At 48.1% G+C, this 15548-nt stretch carries 18 protein-coding genes; 10 read left to right on the top strand and 8 right to left on the bottom strand.

Annotation, left to right across the window (positions count from 1 at the left end):
- Positions 1-69 precede the first annotated feature (69 nt).
- A complete protein-coding gene (locus TOL_RS17645) occupies positions 70-1122 on the bottom strand; it encodes a 2Fe-2S iron-sulfur cluster-binding protein (RefSeq protein ID WP_015488739.1) in 1053 nt (350 codons plus the stop codon).
- Positions 1119-2627 carry a 4-hydroxy-3-polyprenylbenzoate decarboxylase gene (gene ubiD, locus TOL_RS17640; protein WP_015488738.1) on the bottom strand — a complete coding sequence of 503 codons (1509 nt, stop codon included), beginning with the start codon at positions 2625-2627 and terminating at the stop codon, positions 1119-1121. The genes TOL_RS17645 and ubiD overlap by 4 nt, the downstream gene beginning before the upstream one ends.
- 111 nt (positions 2628-2738) lie before the next feature.
- Here ubiD and TOL_RS17635 point away from each other — a divergent pair, with 111 nt between their 5' ends.
- From TOL_RS17635 to TOL_RS17620, 4 genes are all read left to right on the top strand, one after another.
- A complete protein-coding gene (locus tag TOL_RS17635) occupies positions 2739-3131 on the top strand; it encodes a DUF423 domain-containing protein (RefSeq protein WP_015488737.1) in 393 nt (130 codons plus the stop codon).
- A 9-nt stretch (positions 3132-3140) separates the two neighbouring features.
- Positions 3141-3917, top strand: coding sequence for a tRNA (guanosine(46)-N7)-methyltransferase TrmB (gene trmB / locus TOL_RS17630; RefSeq protein WP_015488736.1), 777 nt, complete (start codon positions 3141-3143; stop codon positions 3915-3917).
- Positions 3918-4079: 162 nt separating this feature from the next.
- Entirely contained in the window at positions 4080-4373 is a 294-nt protein-coding gene (locus TOL_RS17625; RefSeq protein WP_015488735.1) for a PA4642 family protein, read from the top strand.
- A 57-nt stretch (positions 4374-4430) separates the two neighbouring features.
- The gene (locus tag TOL_RS17620; RefSeq protein ID WP_015488734.1) at positions 4431-5273 is read left to right on the top strand and encodes a hypothetical protein; all 843 of its coding nucleotides are present in this window, start codon (positions 4431-4433) and stop codon (positions 5271-5273) included.
- A 58-nt stretch (positions 5274-5331) separates the two neighbouring features.
- Here TOL_RS17620 and TOL_RS17615 read toward each other — a convergent pair whose 3' ends face one another.
- The gene (locus TOL_RS17615; protein ID WP_015488733.1) at positions 5332-7224 is read right to left on the bottom strand and encodes an ATP-binding cassette domain-containing protein; all 1893 of its coding nucleotides are present in this window, start codon (positions 7222-7224) and stop codon (positions 5332-5334) included.
- Between the two features lie 25 nt (positions 7225-7249).
- On the opposite strand from TOL_RS17615, the gene TOL_RS18580 reads away from it, so the two are divergent.
- From TOL_RS18580 to TOL_RS17600, 3 genes are read left to right on the top strand one after another with little or no spacing between them, the layout of a single operon-like run.
- Positions 7250-7735 carry a TIGR02444 family protein gene (locus tag TOL_RS18580; RefSeq protein WP_015488732.1) on the top strand — a complete coding sequence of 162 codons (486 nt, stop codon included), beginning with the start codon at positions 7250-7252 and terminating at the stop codon, positions 7733-7735.
- Positions 7728-8159 (top strand): YbaN family protein, encoded by a 432-nt coding sequence (locus TOL_RS17605; protein WP_223248691.1) that lies wholly within the window; start codon positions 7728-7730, stop codon positions 8157-8159. The genes TOL_RS18580 and TOL_RS17605 overlap by 8 nt, the downstream gene beginning before the upstream one ends.
- Positions 8156-9037, top strand: a complete 882-nt coding sequence (locus TOL_RS17600; RefSeq protein WP_015488730.1) for an alpha/beta fold hydrolase — start codon at positions 8156-8158, stop codon at positions 9035-9037. The genes TOL_RS17605 and TOL_RS17600 overlap by 4 nt, the downstream gene beginning before the upstream one ends.
- 18 nt (positions 9038-9055) lie before the next feature.
- Here the strand turns inward: TOL_RS17600 and TOL_RS17595 are convergent, their stop codons facing one another.
- Positions 9056-11056, bottom strand: a complete 2001-nt coding sequence (locus TOL_RS17595) for an alkyl/aryl-sulfatase (RefSeq protein ID WP_015488729.1) — start codon at positions 11054-11056, stop codon at positions 9056-9058.
- Here TOL_RS17595 and TOL_RS19455 point away from each other — a divergent pair.
- Complete coding sequence (locus TOL_RS19455; protein WP_269450296.1) at positions 11056-11181, top strand: hypothetical protein; 126 nt, start codon at positions 11056-11058, stop codon at positions 11179-11181. The two genes, TOL_RS17595 and TOL_RS19455, sit on opposite strands and share 1 nt — an antisense overlap.
- A gap of 108 nt (positions 11182-11289) precedes the next feature.
- Here TOL_RS19455 and TOL_RS17590 read toward each other — a convergent pair whose 3' ends face one another.
- The gene (locus TOL_RS17590; RefSeq protein WP_231847996.1) at positions 11290-12039 is read right to left on the bottom strand and encodes a ParA family protein; all 750 of its coding nucleotides are present in this window, start codon (positions 12037-12039) and stop codon (positions 11290-11292) included.
- 93 nt (positions 12040-12132) lie between these two features.
- On the opposite strand from TOL_RS17590, the gene TOL_RS17585 reads away from it, so the two are divergent.
- Positions 12133-12591, top strand: a complete 459-nt coding sequence (locus TOL_RS17585) for a DUF4124 domain-containing protein (protein WP_015488726.1) — start codon at positions 12133-12135, stop codon at positions 12589-12591.
- A gap of 6 nt (positions 12592-12597) precedes the next feature.
- Here TOL_RS17585 and TOL_RS17580 read toward each other — a convergent pair whose 3' ends face one another.
- From TOL_RS17580 to TOL_RS17570, 3 genes are all read right to left on the bottom strand, one after another.
- Complete coding sequence (locus TOL_RS17580) at positions 12598-13575, bottom strand: WD40 repeat domain-containing protein (protein WP_015488725.1); 978 nt, start codon at positions 13573-13575, stop codon at positions 12598-12600.
- Positions 13576-13683: 108 nt separating this feature from the next.
- Positions 13684-14157, bottom strand: a complete 474-nt coding sequence (gene rsd, locus TOL_RS17575) for a sigma D regulator (RefSeq protein WP_015488724.1) — start codon at positions 14155-14157, stop codon at positions 13684-13686.
- 209 nt (positions 14158-14366) lie between these two features.
- Positions 14367-14903, bottom strand: coding sequence for a disulfide bond formation protein B (locus TOL_RS17570; RefSeq protein ID WP_015488723.1), 537 nt, complete (start codon positions 14901-14903; stop codon positions 14367-14369).
- A gap of 157 nt (positions 14904-15060) precedes the next feature.
- Between TOL_RS17570 and TOL_RS17565 the strand changes: the two genes are divergently transcribed.
- Entirely contained in the window at positions 15061-15504 is a 444-nt protein-coding gene (locus tag TOL_RS17565; RefSeq protein ID WP_015488721.1) for a flagellar basal body-associated FliL family protein, read from the top strand.
- The last annotated feature ends 44 nt before the right edge of the window (positions 15505-15548 follow it).

Raw genomic sequence — 15548 nt, 5'->3', positions numbered from 1 at the left:
GCTCATGATGGCGGTAACGTTTAATGTGTTTCTGTTCGAGAGTTATTAGCTTCAGCGAGTTCCTGCAATCTAGCCGCGAGGTGCGTAGGCAAAAACATCAGAATGCATGTTGGCTTCAGTCAACCCTAGCGGAGCAAGTTGGTCGAGTGTGCCATAAACCATGTTCGGAGAACCACAGGCAAACATCTGTACATTGCTCAGATCGTCGAAGTCTTCATGAATCACTTGATAGATCCAACCGGCGCGACCGTTCCAATCATCAGCATGCTGCTGAATGATAGGGTGGTAGTGAAAGTTAGCGTGAGAATGTGACCATTGTTGTGGCAGGTCAGCTAAATAAAAACCAACGGCTGCACGATTTGACCAATACAGGTGAATTTCGCGCTGTGGTTCTAATGCCAGCGTTGCTTCAATCAGGGCTTTCATTTGTGAAAAGCCGGAACCTGATGCCACCATCAAGAGGGGCTGATCGGCGTTTTTCTGCAAAAAGGCTTGATGGATAAAGCAGTCACCCATAGGCAGGGTTACGCGCGCAATAACCGCTTGGCGTAAAAAACGAATTACGTTTTCGGCGGTGTCGCTATTGGCAGCGATGTGTAGCTCTAATTTGCGCGGATCTGAAGCGGTGAGCTTACCGGGAGCCGAGGCAATGGAATATGGGATTTGTTCCGCCTTGTCACCCTCGCCAACGTGCAGCATTAGATATTGCCCGGCGAAAAAATCGGGTGTTTTTCCGGCTGGCGCCATTAACTCAACACGATAAACATCGTCTGGTAACGCTTCAATCAGACTGATCTGACAAGCCAGTGTGATCGCCGGTTTGTGGTCCGGGGCGTAGACATCGCTCATAACTATTTCAACGTCACTCTTAGGGTAGGCAACGCAACATAATACCTGATTATCTTGCTCAAGTATTGTGTCGCCAAGGTCGTTACGAAAGCTTAGTTCGCCACGTAGGCGTTCGCCTTGGCAAATTTGGCAGACGCCATTTTCGCAACTAACCGGCACCATCACTCGTTGTTCCAAAGCCGCTTCGGCAATGGTCTGATCTGCACGGCAGTTAATGGTGACGCCCCGAGGCTGGAACGTCACTTTATAAACTGGCGTTTGTAGTTTATTCATTCATCAAGGCCGAGGGTTTTCCACAGGGCATCGACGCGTTTCTTCACGGCATCATCCATGACGATAGGTTCACCCCACTCTCGGGTGGTTTCGCCCGGCCATTTGTTCGTGGCATCCATCCCCATTTTTGAGCCTAAGCCCGAAACCGGCGAGGCAAAATCGAGGTAGTCGATCGGCGTGTTTTCAATCAAAGTGGTATCGCGAGCCGGGTCCATACGCGTAGTAATAGCCCAGATAACATCTTCCCAGTTGCGGGTGTTGACGTCGTCATCCACTACGATCACAAACTTGGTGTACATGAACTGGCGCAAGAACGACCACACCCCCATCATCACGCGCTTAGCATGACCCGGATACTGCTTCTTCATGCTGACAATCGCCATGCGATAGGAACAGCCTTCAGGTGGCAGGTAAAAATCGACGATCTCGGGGAATTGCTTCTGCAAAATCGGCACAAACACTTCGTTCAAGGCAACGCCTAAAATCGCCGGTTCATCTGGTGGGCGGCCGGTATAAGTGCTGTGATAAATCGGATTCTTGCGATGGGTGATACGCTCAATGGTGAAGACCGGAAATTGATCGACCTCATTGTAATAGCCCGTGTGATCGCCAAACGGCCCCTCGGGTGCCATTTCTCCCGGATGAATAACACCTTCGAGAACAATCTCGGCTGATGCTGGCACGAGTAGATCGTTGCCGATACTTTTGATGAGTTCGGTACGGCTATCGCGTAGCAAACCGGCAAAGGCATATTCGCTCAGAGTATCTGGAACCGGCGTAACTGCGCCAAGAATCGTTGCAGGGTCGGCACCCAAAGCAACACTCACAGGGAAAGGTTTGCCCGGATTCGCCTTTTGCCACTCTAAAAAGTCTAATGCACCGCCGCGATGACTCAACCAACGCATGATGACCTTGTTTTTGCCAATCACTTGCTGGCGGTAGATGCCCAGATTGTGGCGATCTTTATGCGGCCCTTTGGTGATAACTAATGGCCAAGTGATCAGTGGGCCGGCGTCGCCTGGCCAGCAATGCTGTACTGGGATTTTCGATAAATCGACTTGGTCGCCTTCTAATACAATTTCTTGGCAAGGCGCTTTCTTAACTTCCTTTGGCCCCATGGCCAGCACTTTTTTGAAGATTGGCAGTTTCGACCAAGCGTCTTTTAAGCCTTTCGGTGGTTCTGGTTCTTTTAAAAAGGCCAGCAGCTTACCGACTTCACGCAGTGCCTCTACCGATTCCTCGCCCATACCTAAGGCAACGCGTTCGGGGGTGCCGAATAGATTGGCCAGCACCGGCATATCGTAGCCTTTGGGGTTTTCGAATAGCAGGGCTGGGCCTTTGGCGCGCAACACGCGGTCGGCAATTTCGGTCATTTCAAGATAGGGATCGACCGGCGTCTTAATGCGTTTAAGCTCACCGCGTTTTTCGAGTAATTTGATAAAGTCGCGAAGGTCGGCGTACTTCAAGAGAATCTCCCAGATCCAGAGTCTGTTAAGGGCAAGCATGATAGCAGTGTTCATTGCCTAGCTGCCAATTGTGACGGCGGGCCTAGTCTCCTTTATAATGCGAGTCGTTTTGCGTATTACGCTATTTTTGTTCATCTAAGGAGCTGCACAATGCAGGCAAGAAATACCTTGCGCGTCGCCGCGGTTGCCGGTTTTAGCGCAGTTGCCTTTGGTGCATTTGGTGCTCACGGCTTAAAAGGCGTACTCGCCCCTGAATTGATGACGGCCTACCAAACCGGCGTGCAATATCATTTGGTACACGCGGTCGTACTCTTGGTGCTTGCAGCTTGGTCGATGGTACGTCCTGATCGCTGGCTAAGCCTAGCGAGCGGTTTTATGACCGCGGGCTTAATTCTATTTAGCGGTAGCTTATATGCCTTGGCATTAACCGGTGAGCGCAAACTCGGCATGATCACCCCTATTGGTGGTGTTAGCTGGCTGATTGGTTGGGCTTTGTTGCTAGTGGCTGCAAGCCGTATTCCCCATTCTAATTCCCGTCCATAGGGCTTATTTGTGTCTGATAACGAATTGAACAAGTCAACGCCAGAATCGGCGTTGGAGACTGAATTGCCGGATACCGTTGCTGCGGATGAAGTGGCAGGTAAAGATGATAAACCCGTTTATCGTCGTGGTATTAAAAGCTTTGTAATCCGTGCGGGTCGTTTGACCAAAGGCCAAGAAGGCGCATTGGAGCGTCAGTGGCCGACCATGGGCATGGAACTTAGCGATGGTGTGATTAATCCAACCGAGGTATTTGGCCGCGATAGCCATGTGGTGTTGGAAATTGGCTACGGTATGGGACAGTCGTTAGTTAAGATGGCCCAAGCTGCGCCAGAAAAAGATTTTATTGGTGTCGAAGTGCATCTACCGGGTGTTGGTTCTTTGCTATATCTGGCCGAAGAAGCCGGTGTGACCAATTTGCGTACTTACAAAGACGACGCGATTGAAGTATTGAAGCTTATTCCAGATGCCAGTATTGATACCGTACAGCTGTTTTTCCCTGATCCTTGGCATAAGAAAAAGCATAATAAACGTCGCATCGTACAAGCCGAATTCGCGCAAACTATTCGTCGTATTTTAAAAGTGGGTGGTGTGTTCCACATGGCTACCGACTGGGAAGCCTATAGCGAACATATGATGGAAGTAATGGAGGCCGCCGAAGGGTATGAAAATATCGCCGGTAAAGGCCAATGCGTTGAACGCCCGGAAAATCGCCCTTTAACCAAGTTTGAAAAACGCGGTGAGCTGCGTGGTCATGGTGTTTGGGATTTAATGTTTAAGAAGCTGTAGAAGCGATCTGCTTATCCGCGAATGAGTCGGTGTATGTAGGAGCGGATCTTATCCGCGAACATGATCGCGAAAGAGTTTCGCTCTTACATCTGAGATAACTGCAAGCTTGGTGTAGGAGCGGATCTTATCCGCGAACACATTGAAAAAATTATAGGAGTATTTATGCAAAAGAAAGACAAAGAAAAAGTATTTGGTGGTGATTGGACTGAAGAACAATTCCGTGAATTTATGCTGGTAGAAAGCTACGACGGCACGGACAAAGATTTTATCTCTGGCATTCGCGCTTACCGTCATATGTTGCCAGAAACCTTTGCGCAATTTGTTGCCCAGTTTAAAGCGGAAGGCCATAACTTGAGCGCAGCTGATCTTGAAGGTAAAACACTGGTGCAAACTCTAGCGAGCCATGCACAAGGAGTTGAATACGCAGAAATATTGAAAGCCGCTGGCGCTCAGTAATTCTAATGTTTTATTGGCGTCGTCAGAGGCCATTTTTTAGTTAGCCAGGGTAGGGTAATGATTAATAAAAAAGCAGGATTACTAGTAGGGACGTTATTGGTTGGTTGTGGTGGTTCCGGAGGCGGAAGCTCGATCGACCTAGAGCGTTATACCCTTAATCCTTACACGGCAGCCAATGCGAGCGTCAGTAACGCATCCATGACGGGCACTTGGGTTGTTGTGTGGTCAATTATTAATAGAGCAAAAGGACTTGATGGTGCCAAGGTTGAACGCGAAACAACGCATATCAGCCGCAAAGAATTTGTGGTTGTGCGTAGTGGTGACGACGGTTTGGAAATCGCCACATGTACTAATGGCTTTAATTTATTAAGCCTAGAAAATAATTATTGGACCACGAGTGGCGGCAGTGTTCTTGTTATAGACAAAAGTAATACGCGCTTATCCGAAGGTGCGGTCAGTGCAGAATACTATGCTGACCTAGTTGATGGGGGCCGTGCGACCTTCTCTACCGAGTATCGAGCAAATTACTATAAAGTCAGTGATGCAACCGGACCGCTGGGTGGAATTACCTGGAATTGGTCGGATCAAGAAGGCACGGAGAGCGATAATATTTATTGTGCCGGTGTTAATCGTATAGAGGGTGGCGCTCAGCGATTAAGTTTAGGTACTGAGTCCGGTTCGATTTTATCTATTGGTGATAGTATCGAAGTTGGTGTTCCTGATGCGCGTTTTCAAGACCGTGCGGGCAGTGGTTATAAGGCGATTGAGCTAACGTTGGGTATCGGCGATTCTTCGTTCTCAGTCTACGATGAAACGGATTTTGGCTTCTCTTTTAATGACGTGTCCATTGAGGGCGGCGATAAGTCGATCACCTTGTATGGTGGCGTCAGCGCAGAATAGAGGGGTCATTAAACAGCGCAATTGTGATTACGATTGCGCTGCATCATGTTAGAAAATACTAAGCGTCAGCTTCCAGCTGTTCCGTTAAATCCATCCACTCCATTTCCACTTCTTCAAGTTCGGCTTTTAATTTACCTTGCTCTTGAATCAGTTTATTCAGCTCGTCTTTGCGACTGGCGTCGTATAAATCAGAATCGCCCATTTTTTCTTCAATGGCGGCAAGTGTGTTTTGCAGCTTTTCCATTTGCTTTTCTGCCGCCTGCTGTTGTTTGCGAATAGGCGCAAGGCGTTGACGCTTTTCAGCGTCTAGCCGTTTTTGTTCTTTACGATCAACGCCAGCATCTGCTTTGTTTTCGGCGTCTGCGCTTTGTTCGCTCTGCGGTGCAAACTGCTCACGCTGATTAAGGTAATGATGATAATCGTCGAGATCGCCATCAAATGGCTGTACCTTACGATGATCGACTAACCAATATTCATCTACAGTCGATTTTAATAAATGGCGATCATGGCTTACGATTAAAATTGCGCCTTCAAAATTCTGCAGTGCCATGGCTAATGCTTCACGCATTTCGATATCTAGATGGTTGGTTGGCTCATCGAGAATTAATAAATTCGGTTTTTGCCATGCCACGCAAGCGAGCGCTAAGCGTGCTTTTTCGCCACCTGAAAAAGGCTCGATGATTTCTAATGCTTTATCACCCGAGAAACCAAATCCACCTAGAAAATTACGAATTTCTTGATCGCTTGCCGTTGGTTTCATGCGCTGTAATATCAGTGCGCCGCTGGCGTTAACATCCAACGACTCCAATTGATGCTGAGCAAAATAACCAATTTTTAAATGCTCGCCACTGTTGCGCTGGCCATTCACCATCGGAATTTCTTCGCACAGGGTTTTTAATAAAGTCGATTTACCCGCACCATTTGGCCCTAACAAGCCGATGCGATGACCCGGAACAATTGAAATTTTAACCTTAGGTAATAACACGCTTCCGGCATAACCAAGGTCGGCTTGATCAATCGCCAGTAAGGGCGTCGACATTTTATCCGCACAGGGGAATTTAAAATGAAACGGAGAATCAACATGCGCGGGAGCAATTAACTCCATGCGCTCTAATTCTTTAATGCGACTTTGTGCTTGCTTGGCTTTACTGGCTTTAGCACGGAAACGCGCCACGAATTGTTCGATTTCGGCAACACGGGTTTGCTGCTTCTCAAATAAGGTTTGTTGCTGCGCTAATTTCTCCGCACGAATGCGCTCGTAAGCACTGTAGTTGCCCGGATACATAGTCAACTGATGTTGATGCAAGTGCACAATATGATCGGCAACGCCGTCGATAAAATCGCGGTCGTGGGAGATAAACAGCAAAGTGCCGCTATAGTTTTTTAACCATTGCTCTAACCACAAGGTCGCTTCTAAGTCTAAGTGGTTGGTCGGCTCATCGAGTAAGAGGAGATCCGACGGCATCAGTAGCGCTTGCGCTAAGTTCAAACGAATACGCCAACCACCGGAGAAGTCACTGACAGGGCGTTGCAGATCGCTTTGGGCAAAGCCTAAGCCGTGCAGTAGTTGCTCCGCGCGCACCGGCACTTGATAGCCTTGGTGCTTATCCATTTCATCCAGCCAGCGGGTTAGCTCGGCATCGTTGGCCGCGTTGGCGATGCCTTTCTCTATCAAGCGATAGGTATGATCACCGTCAATGGCGTAATCCAGTGCGCTACGGCTGCTAGCCTCAACTTCTTGAGCCATGTGGGCAATGCGCCACTTGGGCGGAATGTATAAATCACCACCATCGATCTGCAGCTCGCCATTTAGCAAAGCAAACAAGCTCGACTTACCCGCGCCATTGGGGCCGATGAGCGCCATCTTCTGGCCATCGTGGATGCGTAAGCTCGCCTTGCTAAGCAAGGGATTGGTACCGCGCTGGAGAGAAACCTGATTAAATTCGATCATAACAGTCAGCAAAAAGGTAAAGGCAATGGCGGCGCAGTGTGCCACAGATTCGGACGATAACCCACTATGGCAGTACGCGCTTACGGTGTATGCCAAGCCCGGTATTGCCCAGCATTTACTGCTTGGCCAAGATCAGCTCGGCCTTGATGTGCTTTGGTGTTTAACCGCTTTGTGGCTCGCCGAACAAAAGCAGAGGTTAACGCCAGCCTTAATGCAGCAGGTTGCTTACGACGAATGGCGTTCTAACATGATTATCCCACTGCGTGAACTGCGTTATCGCTGCGATAAAACCCGTGATGCGGCTTTGCGAAATGCCTTGTTAGCCGCTGAGCTTGCAGCCGAAAAGCGTGGTATCGCTCTGCTGTATGCTGGGGTGGAGGGCAATAATGACATTGTGCCGGTGGAGAATTGTGATCTGGAGGAGTTGGTGCAGAGAAATTTGAGCGTACTGACAGATAGAGGCCAGTGGATTCATGCGTTGGCCCAGTTATGTTGGAAAAGTAATGGCTGATGAATCAAACATGTCCAATCGCTCCGTGATCCGCCAACCGCTGTTGCGATTTGTAGTGTTCACTTGCGGCTGGTTAAGTTTGGCGTTAGGGGTTGCAGGTATATTTCTGCCGGTGCTACCTACGACGCCATTTTTACTGCTATCTGCCGCCTGTTTTATTCGTACCTCTCCACGTTTTTATCACTGGTTAATTGAGCATCCGCATTTAGGAAAATACGTGATTTATTACCTAGACGGTCAGGGGATGCCAAAGAAGGCGAAGGTTTATACCTTACTGTTGATGTGGACCACCATGTTGTTAACGGCTTTTGTTTTTACTGACAGGCTGATGTTGAAGATATTGTTGCCGCTCATTGGGCTTGGTGTGAGTATTTATATTCTTAGGTTACCAACGTTAGTACTAAAGGACATTGGAAAGGGATGATGACTTATGCTAGCCAACCCGAATCTTTGCAAGAATGGCAGGCGCACGGGCAGTATTTTGATTTCGCCGGGCATAATATTTTTTATAAGACCGCAGGTGGGCGCGATAAACCGGTGGTTTTGCTGATTCATGGGTTTCCAACCGCGAGCTGGGACTGGCGTCATCAGTGGTTGTTATTAAGCCAAGACTATTTTGTAATTACCGCCGATATGCTGGGTTTTGGTTTTAGTGATAAACCGACGACTGCGCAATATTCTATTAGTTTGCAAGCCGATCTGTTTGACGCTTTGCTCGATAAACTAGATGTAGAGCAATACCATCTGGTCGCTCACGACTATGGCGATACCGTAGCGCAGGAGCTATTAGCACGTCAGGCTGAGCATGCTAAGCAGAGAATTCTCAGTGTGCAGCTATTAAATGGTGGTTTATTTCCCGAGACTCATCGCCCGGTACTTGTGCAAAAATTATTGATTAGCCCGCTAGGCTCTTTATTCTCTCGTTTATTTAATGAACAAAAACTTCGCAGTACCTTTGCGCATATTTGCCGCCAGCCTCTCAGTGATGAGGAATTAGCGGGGATCTGGTACTTGTTCAGTTTTAATCACGGTGCGCGGGTGATGCATAAGTTAATTCGTTATATGCAAGAGCGGCGCGAACATCGAGCACGCTGGGTCGGTGCTTTACAAACATGCCAAGTACCTATGCAGATTATTAACGGTGCAGATGACCCTATTTCGGGTCGCCATATGGTGCAGCGTTTTACCGAAGTGGTGGGCGATAAGCCGATTATTTCGTTGGAAGGGGTTGGCCATTATCCGCAATTAGAAGCCCCTCGGGCGGTTAGCGATGCGCTAATCGCCTTTTTAAAGGGCTTATGATTACTGCTTTTTCCGAATTTATTCCGGCGTTACGATTGCAAATGATGTCGCTGGTTTTTCAAATAACGAGAAAAATCGCACTAAATCAATACGACTGCCATCTACCGATAAATCATCAGAAAATAGCGTGTCTTTTAGACCTGCCTCTCCGGTTAACATACTGGCAAATAAGGGATGGGTAAGATTGAGCGTGGCATTAACGTCACTTTCGCTATTGGTTTCTTTGGCGTGATGCAATACCGAGTTTTCTAGCCAAAGTAGGTAGGTTTCTTTCAAATCAGTAAAGTGCAGTCTTATGCGCCAGTCTTTGTCTGTAGCATCTTCGGCTTTTAAGCGCACGGCCATGCTATCGAAAAAGTTCTCAATAGGAGTCAGTAGAAGCATATCTTTCATCGTGGCGATATTAATGCCTTTTTCTGGTGTGCCATGACGCAGTTCTAGTGCACCGGTTAAATATACGTCTCGCCAAGGGCCAGATTCAGCTTGATAACCTAACTGGTCATAATTAGCGGCGAGTAATTCTTTTGCTAGGGCGTTGTCCGGTTGGGCAAAAACCAGATGGTTTAATAATTCGCTCGCCCAACGATAATTACCTTTGTCCATCGCGCGGCGTGCTTCTGCAATTAGTTTGTCGGCTCCGCCTGCAAGGGCAACATAGCCTTTGGAGCGTTCAATATTGGGCAGTGGATCTAAATGTGCAGGATTGGCGTCATACCAACCCAAATAGCCTTGGTATACTGCGCGAGCATTGTGCTTAACCGTACCGTAATAGCCACGGCTGGAAAACGCTTGAGCTAGGGATTCGGGTAATTGTAATTCTTCTGCTATATCATCGGGCGTTTTACCTTTATTCATCAGGCGTACGGTTTGATCATGAATGTATTTGTAGGTATCACGCTGTTGTTTGAGAAACTCTTGAATACGATCGCGCCCCCACATCGGCCAATGATGACTGGCAAAGTAGATGTCGGCTCCGTCGTATAGCTGACGCATTTCTTCGATATAGCCACTCCACTTTAATGCGTCACGCACTTTTGCGCCGCGCAGTGTATAGAGATTGTGCATGTTGCGAGATACCACCTCTCCACCACAGAAAGCCTTTAATTGTGGTAAGTAAAAAGTGAATTCTGCCGGTGCTTCCGATTCGGGGGTGTATTGAAACTGAAAATTGACGCCGTCTAACGTGAGTTCAGTTACTGTTTTTCCAACTAGGGTGTTAGGCGCGACAATGCTGAATTCACCAAAGGCTGGGCCTTTGCCTAAACCAGAATCAACATGACCCCGTTCATTACGTGGAAGGTTTTTACCGTACATAAATACGGCTCGGCGGCTCATGGCCGTGCCCGCGATCATATTTTCGCTTGTGGCCTCTTCCATAAAACCTAGTGGTGCCACTACCGGTATATTTAGGCGCTGAATGTCGTCGGCGCTGAGAATGCCGAGTACGCCACCGAAGTGGTCAATATGACTGTGGGTAAAAATGATGGCACTGATGCGCTGTTCGTTATCACCACGCGCGGCAAATTGCTGCATAGCAAACTGAAATGCGGTCGCGGCAGTTTCTTTGGCCGTGAGTGGATCAACAATAATCCAACCGTTTTTACCGCGAATGAGGGTCATATTCGATAAGTCGAAACCGCGTAGTTGGTAAACGCCGTTCGTTACTTCAAACAGTCCGTTAATATTATTGAGCTTGGCTTGTCGCCATAGACTTGGATTAACTGAGTTTGGTGCATCACCTTTTATAAAGTCATAAGCAGGTCTATCCCATACGAAGGTTTCAGACTCTCGAAGTGAGGCGGTCTTTAGTGGCGATAAGCTTGCAATTAACCCACGATTAGCATCTTTAAAATCTTGTTGATCGGCCAGTGGCAGTTGTTCTAATACATCTTGCTGCGCGGCTAAAGTAAAGCTGCTGGGTTCGGTATTTCCCCAAGCACCGATATCAACGTTGGGCGTATCGCCTATTGGCGATTGATTCGTCTGTTCCGGTGGTTGGCAGCCAATAAGAGCTAGCAATGAAACACTCGTTAGAAAGAAGACTGGCCAATATTTTCTTGGATCTGATTGTGGTTAGTCGCCAAGGCTTAGCGGTGAATGGCGTTGCGTGGGGGAAGGTTTTTATCATTAGTGGCTCCTCATAGTACTTTTAGTCTAGGAGAAGTTGTGCGAACTCACTCATTTGAGGCTAATAAAGTCTAATTCTTGTAGATCTCCTAAGTTGAGCCATCCGAGTTTTTGGGTCGATCATGTCAGCGCTGTGTTGATTTTTCTGCATTGACTTTACTAATGGTGTTGTTTAGCCACCTCATTAATGGCACCCATTCTTCTAAATCTTTTTCGTGTTGGCGATCGAAATCAATTAAGCCAAAGCCATGTTCACTGGCGCGTACGTAAAACTGGGTATCGCGCAATGTGGCGATAAAGGGAATTCCCAAGCTTTTTAAAAATACTTCGAGCTTGCCGTATACCAGAGTGTTGCGTTTTACGCGGTTTGCTATCACGGCTATGGGTTTAGGTTGTTTACGATACGACTGAGACAGCAAGACGTCGCGAATAAACTCAGTTGCTGCGCGGATATCAATGGCAGAGGGAATAACTGGAATCAATAAAATATCGGTATGGGCAATTAAATCGGAGAGTTCATTACCATGCAGTCCGGCAGGAGTGTCAATCACCACGCGCTGAGTCGATAGCGGCACTCTTAAGCGCCAACTCAGAGTTCCTGCACCACCATTACGCTCGCGATAGGCGGCAATCCCGTTGATGATGGGGAGATTGCTGCCACGGGCTTTTAGCCATTCCGTTGATGACCCTTGGGGATCGTAGTCGAGCAGCGTCGTGACTTCGCCTTGGCGGGCAAAGTAGCTGGCCAAATTAGTTGCGAGTGTTGTTTTGCCACAGCCGCCTTTGGCATTGGCAACCAATACGCGAATCGGCCGAGCGTAGCCGACAACACGAGTGGTGCTTTTGATTTCTTCGGGCATTGCTGTCTGACTCACAGGGTTTCCTTGTTAGACTTTTACAGACTTACACTAAGCATAAGCTATAATTCGCTGAGTTGACGAATATAAAGAAATTCCAAGGAAGGCGGCATGCGCATTCAATTTATTATTTTTATTATCGGTTTACTTGGGTTAGCAATGGCTACTCCCTACATCATGCAGCAAACGGGCGTTGTACCGAGTGTTGGAAGTTCTAGCACTGGCGACATTCTGCCCAGTTTTAGCCCAGATATATTATCGACAAATGACACTCGCCAAACTTTTTATAAATGGCAGGATGCTAAAGGTACTTGGCATTTCGGTGACACGCCTCCTAAGGGTACGACGGCGATAGAGGTGAGCGTTGACACTGCCGCTAACGTATTGCGCCCTGTTGCAGCTCCTGAGGCGCCTGCTGCCGATACTAAGACGAGTACCGGGGCAAGTTCGATTGTTCCTTTACCTATGACGGTGAACCCCGCTCAGATCGGTAAGTTGATTGATGACGCTAAAAATGTGCAGCATCTTATGGATGATCGCGTAAAAAGCGTTGATGCGGCGACGCGTTAAGAAACGTTATCGCAGGTGATAAATGCGTCCATTGGCACCTGCTGCCAGCCAATGATCTGCGGCGAAGGCAACGTCTTCGACCTGAACATTGCTGCTAATCCATTTATCTCTAGCGCTGGCTCGCCACGTTTGTTTCAGGGTTCCATCGGTTAAATTCCACAATTGGATTTGACCTGAGGTATTGCCTGTTAGCAGCGTTTTTTCGTCGGTGCTAAAGCGTGCAGCACTGAAATGTCCACGTCCGCCCGGCAGTTCGTACAATAACTTACCACTTGCGGCATCCCACACTCGTCCGCTTTCTCCCATCGATGAGGTAAATACCAGTTTTCCGCTAGGCGATATTTCTGCAGTACGTACCTGATTTTTATGGCTAAGCACTTGTAAGCGTTTACCGCTTTGTAAGTTCCAGATGCCTGCGGTCAGGTCTCCACTAGCCGTCGCTGCGATTAATCCGTCGGCACTCATGCTGACATCGTAGACGATCCCTTCATGGGTTAGCCGTTTCCGAATACCGCCATTTTGAATATCGAATAGGGTGGCGGTGTAATCCGCCATGCCTAACAACGCAAGTTCCCCGCCAGCGGAAAGCGCGATATCTTCAATGTCGCCTGGTGCATTCCAAAACCACACCGCTTCACCACTTTGGCGCTGCCATAGAACGATGGTGCGAGTATCGGTCGTTGCGACAAAGTCGTCGTTGGGCGCAAAGGCGCTACTGGTAATGTTGCTGTAGCCGTCTGGGCGATGATTCCAATCGAAAATACGCTCGGCAGGATTCAGTGTCCATAAGCTTCCACCATGATGAATGCTACCGACAGTTGCGCTACTGCCGTCGTGCGACAATGCGATTGAATATGCGCCTTGAGCGGTGACATCGGTTGTATTACTTGGAGGTGTCGCGTCGTCGCAGCCACTGAGTGCTACTGTCGCCAATGCGGTGATCAAGAGGCGATTGAGAAGATGTCGATTTTGCGGGAACAACATGGCGTTTCGTCCGTGATCGGTTCACTGAAAGAAGACGGTGCTATCAAGCACCGCTATCTATCATGGTTAGATAATCTTTACAGTGTAGACGCCGATGTGACGTTTGGCTTATTCGGTCACGAGTTCACGGTGAATATTATGCAGACGCTCAATAAGCTGATCTTCAAGCTGGAAACGTTCTTCCAGGTTTTCGCCCATCGCGGACAGGTCTTCGGAAAGCTTTCCGAGCTGTTCTAGGCTGCAATGTTTGTCGTAGGTATCGTTAAAATCAACGCACTGGGTAGTGAGCGCATCAAGGCGTGGAACCAACTTGTTGGCTAGATCTAAGCCACCATCATCGTATTCTTTTGCTTCGTTGATGAGTTGTTCGTAGATTTCAAAATGCCCTGCAGAGCAGTAGTCCATCATCATTTCGCAAAAATTCTGAATGGTCGTACCTAGTGGTTCTTCGTTTGATAGCGGTTTGCTGGCTGATAAGTTGCAGAACACAACGATCAGTGATTGACGAGAATTTAGCCAGTTATCAATTAACTGATGAACTCCGCCCCAACGTTCCTTAGCTGATTTGCATTCTTCTAACATGGTTTTCCCCTTAAATGTCTTTTTCTCACAATCGGCAGATTGGCACGATTATCATCTTTGTTTGAAGACACTATAGGCGCGCTAAAATGGCTGGCGCAAGCAGCTTTTTTCAGTTTTTTTGCTTGAAATTTGGGGGTGTTGTGCTTGTGTTGATGTGAACCGGAGGCGCATACGATGCGGCTCCGGCGGAATTCGTGGCTTAAAGTGTCTCAGCGACGCTTTAATGTGCTCGCTAAGGCGACTACTGCAGCAACGACAAAACCGAAAAACCAAATGCGGGTCCACTCGGGCATGCTCAAGCCCCAAAAACTCCAAACGACGTCGGCACAACTGCCATTGCCCCGCAGCATCGTCGTGATGAGCTCATTGAGAGGGAGAGTTTCTATCATGTATTCCAAACTGGTTCCGCACGAAGGAACTTGATCGGCAGGCAACCCTTGAATCCAAACATGGTGATCCGCCACCCACGTACCAAAGATGGCAGAGGCTAAAATAAAGACTAAGGCGATCAGGTGTGAAATCTTGCCGTTACGGGTAAAAAACGCCGCTAAGCAGCCTAAACCAATCGCCAGAGTGGCAATGCGCTGCATGATGCACAAAGGGCAAGGGTCCAAATAGAGTACGTATTCAAAGTAGTAAGCCGCTGCCAGTAAACCAACGCAGGATAAAAAACCTACGAGATAACCAATGCTCAGCAGTGTTGGGTGTAATGGCAATAAGCCTGTTTGGGTCGAAGAGGACGTCATGTCTTGGTGTACTCCAAACGTACAAAATGAATTATTGCCGCAGTGTATCACAGCGTTTGTTGTGACTTTCATAGGCGGTTATCTGGTCTAAGCTAAATACAGACTTGGAGAGAGAGGAAGGGTTCCTCGGCTCGCAGACAAATAACAGGAGATATGCATGAATTGGCGTGCTGTATGGTTGTGGTGTGGCTTAACTATCGCGGCAATGATGTCGCCACTGGCTTGGGCCGAAGATGCGGCAGTAGATGCGGCAGAAGGCGAGGGGGAGGCTGCAGGACCGCAAACGCGGTATATCTACATGGAGCCTGCATTTGTGGTGAATTATGGCAGCACGGGACGGATGAAATATTTGCGTACGGAAGTAGCGTTAAAGGTATCCAGCGCTGAGGCGGCGGGCAAAGTGAGTGAGCACAAACCTTATCTTCGCAATAATTTAGTGATGATGTTTAGTGCCCAAGAATCAGAGATTATGAATAGTTCCCAAGGGCGAGAGCAGCTACGCAAGTTAGCACTCGATGAGGTGAGAGCGGTGATGGAACAGCTTGAGGGTATGCCGTATATCGACGACTTATATTTCAGTAATTTTGTCGTGCAGAACTAGTTAAAGTCGCACTGTAACTATAAAAAAGCCGCTGTCATTTTCAT

The organism is Thalassolituus oleivorans MIL-1, assembly GCF_000355675.1.
GTDB lineage: Bacteria > Pseudomonadota > Gammaproteobacteria > Pseudomonadales > Oceanobacteraceae > Thalassolituus > Thalassolituus oleivorans.
This window is presented reverse-complemented; position numbering and strand designations above follow the sequence as displayed.